Origin of the sequence: Maribacter sp. ACAM166, assembly GCF_005771495.1 — a bacterium.
Taxonomy (GTDB): domain Bacteria; phylum Bacteroidota; class Bacteroidia; order Flavobacteriales; family Flavobacteriaceae; genus Maribacter.
In genome coordinates this window covers 145,153-151,211 of record NZ_VAUW01000007.1, presented here as the reverse complement: position 1 = coordinate 151,211, position 6,059 = coordinate 145,153, and the positions used below count along the sequence as shown (strand labels likewise).

Below are 6,059 nucleotides of genomic sequence, written 5' to 3'. Positions count from 1 at the left end.
CAGGGAAGTTAAGACCGTTTGCGCCGATGGTACTGCTATATCAAGTGGGAGAGTAGGTAGCCGCCTTTTTCGAAAGCCCCTTACAGAAATGTAAGGGGCTTTTTTTATACCCGAAATCCAGATGGCCATATAATAGCTGATGCATTTTAGTATATTTAGGGAACTAAATAAATGCTATGAATAAGATATGCTGTTTTTTCGTTTTATGTTTGACTACTATAATAGGTATTTCCCAGGAAAACCCGATTAAGGCTCTGGTAGGAGGAACTCTTATCGATGGCTTCGGGTCTCACCCAATTAAGAACAGTGTCATTATTATAGAGGGAGAAAAGATTATTGCTGTCGGTAATCAGGAAAATACCAAGATTCCTGAAAATGCAGAAATAATTTCTACTGAAGGAATGAGTGTATTACCTGGTTTATGGGATATGCATGTTCATACTATGCTGGCTGGTCATTCTGATTATGCCTATTGGGATAAAACCTATCCACCTCTTTGGGAAAATGTTATTATGCCAGCTTCTGCACATCAATTATTGATGGCAGGCGTTACAAGCGCAAGGGATTTAGGTGCTCCTTTAGAAGAAAGTATTTCTGTAAGAGATGCAATTAATAATGGGGAAATTCCAGGAGCTACGTTATATGTATCTGGTCCATTTATTCAACACAAACCTTATCCCGGAACAGAAAATTTTAGATGGGGAATAAATGGTGTAGAAGATGCTCGAAAAAAAATAAAAAAATTAGCTAAAGCAGGTGTTGATGTAATTAAATTGATAGATCAAGACCAAATGACCATGGATGAAGTCCATGCGATTGTTGATGAAGCTCATAATCAAAATCTTAAAGTTGTTGCACATAGTCATAGACCAGAAGAAATTAGACGTGGTTTATTAGCTGGTGCAGATTGTTTTGAACATACAGGTTTGTCATCAGCTCCTAAGTATCCTGAGGATATTATGGAAATGATTAAGGAACGCACAGCTGATATGAGTAAAGGTCCTTTGTTTTGGACTCCCACGGTAGAAGTGTTATATAATTATGAGTATATGAGGGATAATCCTGAATTTATTGACGAGGATTCATGGCATAGAGGTTTACCTGATAGTGTGGTAATTGATATACGGAAAAGTATAGAGCATTCAGACCGTCTTCCTTATTTTCAGCTAACGTCAAGTCGAAGACCTACTCTAGAAACAAAAGTAAAACAGTTATTAGATGCAGGTGTAGTTTTGATGGTCGGTACAGATAGTGGTATACCTATGAAATTTCATAGTCAATCTACTTGGAACGAATTAGATGTTTGGGTAAATGAATTTGGAATTGACCCAATGTATGCTATACGTGGGGCAACCTATTGGCCTTCGTTATGGATGGGAGTTGCAGATGAAGTTGGTACAATCACCCCTGGTAAGTATGCTGATATCATAGCAGTCAAAGGCGATGTATTACGTTATATTAATCTTCTACAGGATGTTGATATGGTCATAAAACATGGCAAACAATATAAATAAAATTGTAATTTATAATAGGTGTGGCATATTTAGTTTCGTTAGAGAAAGAAGAGAGGCTAATTACCATTTTTCAAGCTACAGTTTAAACTAGGATTATTTTATTTTAAAAGAATAGCAATCAATTTTCTTACGCCGTTTTAAGTATACTAATTTATACTCTCGCGTTGATATGTATGTTTATCGTTTCTACGGTGTGCCATGGTGTTAATCATACTATTTGGAAATGAAGATGACGAATTATTTATCTTATTAATTAATATATATTAATTGCATTCACATATACTTCTGTCGCATTAATTATTTTAATAGAAGGTAATGGTTGGCTTATATCCTTTACAGTTTGGGGAATTGTCATATTTGGAGCACAATTGAAATTGTTTTATACAGGTAAACATGAAATTCTTTCTCCACTACGTTATTTGGTCATTGGATGGCGTATTGTGTTTAATTTTCAAAATTTGATAAATAACACAACAAAACAAGCTATTAAACTGCTTATGTTAGGTGGTTTTTTGTATGGTTCTAATTATTTTTTATGCAGTTAAGAAAATACAATACAATCATTTTATCTGGAACCTGGTTGTTCTGGCCGGTGCAGTTAATCATTTGTGTTTTATCTGCTTGGAAGTAGTTTAATGACTTTTCGGAAAATTTATGAATCCAAGCAGATTATTTTTGAGTGTAGCTAAAAGAAATATGAATTAATTTAAGAATCAATAACATCTTTATATTCTTCAAAAAAGTCTTCAACCTGATGCATTGAAGAATTAAGAAACATCATGGTTTCTCTCCAGGTATCTTTATTGTGGATAGAGACATTTTTTAATTCCACATAGATTTTCGAAATTTCTTTTTGATTTTCTAATATATAGAAATCTTCATAAATAGCTTTTGGTAGATATTCTTCTAATACTAAAGATTTTAAGGCAACTAATTTATCCCAAACTTTTATTCGTTGTTCAAATTCGGTGTCAACATCTATTGACACCATGGCCATTTTTAAATCAAAATGAAATTTAAATGATAACCCTTTTATCTTTGTCTTATAAAGTGTCCATTTAGTCGGATATGATTTGCCAAATCCAATCCAAAATTCTTCACGTAGCTTTCTAGAATCTTCCTTACTAAACATTTATAAAAAATAGGCTATGGTTATTCCGAAAACAATAACTAAAAGTTTTCTTAAATTAAACTTATGAACTTCAGAACTTTCAAATAAGATTACAGTTGAAATATGCAAGAAGACCCCTATAACCAAAGCATTTAAGTAAACGGCATAGGTTGATAATATATCAATAGTATGTGCCAAATAAGTGCCTAAGGGTGTCATTATTGAAAAAAGCACCATAAATAATCCTGCATAGATAGGTTTAATTTTAGACCCCAATAAAAATATACTTAAAATAATGGCTATAGGAATTTTATGAATTAAAATACCATAAATAATGGTGTCGTTTGACCCAATGGGTAAGCCTTCCAGTAAGGAATGTATGCAGAGGCTTATAAAAAGTAACCATGGAAAATTTAGACTATCCTTTGAAATATGTACATGCCCATGTTCTGCACCTTTAGAAAAAAATTCTAAAAATATTTGAAATAGTATACCCATCATGATAAATACCCCAATTAGTTTAGGGTCTGTGTGTACATATACCTCGGGTAGCATTTCAAAAATTGTAAGTGCTAATAAAAATGCGCCACTAAATGCTAACAGAAGTTTGAAATACTCATTTTTTTGTGGTTTTGTGATTACAACAAAAAGAAAACTTAAAAGTACTCCCAGAACAGGTAAAATATAAATCATGTAGATGCTAGTTTGGCTTATATAAAAGGAAATAGGTCTTAAATTAATCTAGCATCAAAATTAGCGTATTTTTGCGGTACGTGAAAAAATGGATATGAGTAATAATTTTAAAATGGTCGCTAAGACGCTTTTTGGTTTTGAAGAACTACTTTCAAAGGAACTTAGAAATCTTGGTGCTAGCAATGTTGTAGAAGGAGTGCGTAATGTATCATTTGAAGGTGATATGGGTTTTATGTATAAAGCAAACCTGTGTTTAAGAACCGCGATTAAGATTATTAAACCTATACATTCATTTAGGGTTAGAGATGAAAAGGATTTGTATAGAAAAATTTACGCAATGGATTGGACGGAATATCTTTCTGTCAGCGAAACATTTGCAATAGACACAACAGTCAATTCAGAAGAGTTTACCCATTCTTTATATGTGTCACAAAAAACAAAGGATGCTATTGTAGACAAATTTCGGGATACCGAAGGTACCCGACCAGACGTTGATATTAAAGATCCAGACTTGCGCATCAATATTCATATACATAATAATGAATGTAATGTTTCTTTAGATAGTTCAGGCAGCTCTTTGCACCGCAGGGGGTATCGAACAGCAACCAACATTGCGCCTATTAATGAGGTTTTAGCTTCTGGTTTGTTGCTTTTAAGTGGTTGGGACGGTCAATGCGATTTTCTTGACCCTATGTGTGGTAGTGGAACTATGTTGACTGAGGCTGCTATGATTGCATGCAATATACCGGCGAATATTAACCGAAAAGGATTCGCTTTTGAAAAGTGGTCTGATTTTGATGTAGAATTGTACGAAAAGATTATTGATTCAAGTCTAAAGAAGACTAGGGAGTTTCATTATAAAATAATCGGATATGATAAGGCGCCTTCAGCTGTTAGAAAAGCGCTAGACAACATTGAAAATGCAAATCTGACTGACTATATTACTGTTGATAGAAAAGATTTTTTCAAAACCGAAAAGGAATCTGAGGGTGCCTTACATATGTGTTTCAACCCCCCGTATGGAGAGCGATTGGATTTAGATATGGAAAATTTTTACAGTTCCATTGGTGACACCTTAAAACAGGGTTATCCAGGAACAAAGGCTTGGTTTATAACCAGTAACTTACCAGCTTTGAAATATGTAGGATTGCGGCCTTCTCGTAAAATAAAAGTGTTCAATAGCCAATTAGAGTCTCGTCTAGTCAAATATGAAATGTATGAAGGAAGTAAAAAAGCCAAATATCAAAAAAACACAGAAGAATGAAACCTAAACATAAAGTGCTAGTATATAATTTCTTAGGGTTTGCAATTCTTTTTGTCTTTTTTCGGTTTGGTCTAAGTTTAGTTCTTCAGCTAGATTCTTTTTATATGTCTTTAATAGCGGCGATATCTGCTTCTTTTCTTGCTCCTAAATTTGCAGTGGTTAAAAAAGAGAATGTGGAAAAAATTGTAATGAAATGGATTTTCATAAAAGGATTCAAAGAGTTATAATTCTTCATTTCCTTTCTCCGTTTCTTCAATTTTTTTAGCGACTTTATTTTTCTTTTTATAGAAAGGTAAAAAATACGAAATACTATAATTATACCCTACGCCAAAACGACTGTCATTAGTGACTTTATTGAAGCCTGGAATATAAAGATTAGGAAATCGTTCATCCTCTTTTTGAGATAAAATCAGCCCCAAACGTATGCTGGCTCCCATATAAATATTTGGGAACAACTCAACTTTGGTTCCAAAAACAGCTTCTAGCCATGTAGCAGAAAGTCCTGAAAAATTTTCAGAAACATCCGAACCATTAGAAAAATCTTCTTGGTTCCAATACCGGTTCGTGTCGAAATACTGGTAATTATTTAAGGTGTTTTCAAAGGTGCTAAATGCTAATCTTCCTCCTAAATAAATTAAATTATGCTCACCGTACCAATTGGCATAGTTATTTTTATTAACACCCACTTTTAAATAACTACCTGATGTGGTAAAATTAAAAAGGTCTTCTTGGGTTATTTTTTCTTCGTTACCTAATTCTGCCGCTATGTATAACTTTTGGGTTAACCTATAGTCCGCAACGATTTCAAAACCACTGTAATTGTCATCTAAAGAAGATGTTATAATTCTACTTAGGTCAAGTCCTAGGCTAATTCCAAAAGATTGTTTGTGCTCGACAGAATCTTTTGCGTTTAAATCAATTGGCTTGGTTTGGCCAAAAGCCAGGCAAGTAAAAAGTATGAGAGAAAGATTAATGAAAAATCTTGACATGAGTAGAATCTGAATTGATGACCTGAGATCTTGTTATTTGAATATCTTGAATCCAATTATCGTCATCTGTTGTTACGTTTGCTTGTAAGCTATCATAATTGACAACAAAACCACATCCGCGTGACAGAAAATCTTCAAGTCTTTCATAAGAAAAATTAATGGTGTCTATATTTCCTGTTTCTGATCCGTCTTCAGCAGAAGCCGAACCAGAAATCATTATAAAACTAGTATTGTCGGCATCTGTTTTTAAAGGAATAGAGATGGTGCTTAAAGCGGTTCTATCGGCAACAGTGTTTACCGTTACATTTTGTCCTACTCCAACGACTCTTAACGTGGGTACGGTTTTTAAGGCAGCCGTGTCAGAAATATTATAAAATTCTATAACTAAAAGAGGAGTGTCACCCTCAACACATATATCATCTTTTTCACAAGACGCTGCAGCGATGATGCTCAGAAAAAATAGTATGCCAATTCGAAACTTTTTCATT

Annotated in this window: 8 protein-coding genes; 4 read left to right on the top strand and 4 right to left on the bottom strand. The window is 33.7% G+C overall.

Annotation, left to right across the window (positions count from 1 at the left end; all coding sequences use genetic code 11):
- Nucleotides 1-176: 176 nt before the first annotated feature.
- A complete protein-coding gene (locus tag ES765_RS07710; protein ID WP_138112887.1) occupies nt 177-1,514 on the top strand; it encodes an amidohydrolase family protein in 1,338 nt (445 codons plus the stop codon).
- A 260-nt stretch (nt 1,515-1,774) separates the two neighbouring features.
- Entirely contained in the window at nt 1,775-2,059 is a 285-nt protein-coding gene (locus ES765_RS22860) for a hemolysin III family protein (RefSeq protein WP_410504426.1), read from the top strand.
- 161 nt (nt 2,060-2,220) lie between these two features.
- Here the strand turns inward: ES765_RS22860 and ES765_RS07705 are convergent, their stop codons facing one another.
- Nucleotides 2,221-2,646: a DUF4268 domain-containing protein gene (locus ES765_RS07705; protein WP_138112885.1), complete on the bottom strand. Its 426-nt coding sequence runs from the start codon at nt 2,644-2,646 to the stop codon at nt 2,221-2,223.
- Nucleotides 2,647-3,318 (bottom strand): ZIP family metal transporter, encoded by a 672-nt coding sequence (locus ES765_RS07700; protein WP_138112883.1) that lies wholly within the window; start codon nt 3,316-3,318, stop codon nt 2,647-2,649.
- 94 nt (nt 3,319-3,412) lie between these two features.
- On the opposite strand from ES765_RS07700, the gene ES765_RS07695 reads away from it, so the two are divergent.
- Both ES765_RS07695 and ES765_RS07690 read left to right on the top strand, forming a co-directional pair.
- Complete coding sequence (locus ES765_RS07695; RefSeq protein ID WP_138112881.1) at nt 3,413-4,582, top strand: class I SAM-dependent RNA methyltransferase; 1,170 nt, start codon at nt 3,413-3,415, stop codon at nt 4,580-4,582.
- The gene (locus ES765_RS07690) at nt 4,579-4,809 is read left to right on the top strand and encodes a hypothetical protein (protein WP_138112879.1); all 231 of its coding nucleotides are present in this window, start codon (nt 4,579-4,581) and stop codon (nt 4,807-4,809) included. Before ES765_RS07695 ends, ES765_RS07690 begins: the two co-directional genes overlap by 4 nt.
- Here ES765_RS07690 and ES765_RS07685 read toward each other — a convergent pair.
- Both ES765_RS07685 and ES765_RS07680 read right to left on the bottom strand, forming a co-directional pair.
- Nucleotides 4,804-5,571 (bottom strand): DUF6048 family protein, encoded by a 768-nt coding sequence (locus ES765_RS07685; RefSeq protein ID WP_138112877.1) that lies wholly within the window; start codon nt 5,569-5,571, stop codon nt 4,804-4,806. The genes ES765_RS07690 and ES765_RS07685 overlap by 6 nt on opposite strands.
- Nucleotides 5,552-6,058 carry a DUF6452 family protein gene (locus tag ES765_RS07680; RefSeq protein ID WP_138112875.1) on the bottom strand — a complete coding sequence of 169 codons (507 nt, stop codon included), beginning with the start codon at nt 6,056-6,058 and terminating at the stop codon, nt 5,552-5,554. The genes ES765_RS07685 and ES765_RS07680 overlap by 20 nt, the downstream gene beginning before the upstream one ends.
- Nucleotide 6,059: the final 1 nt, after the last annotated feature.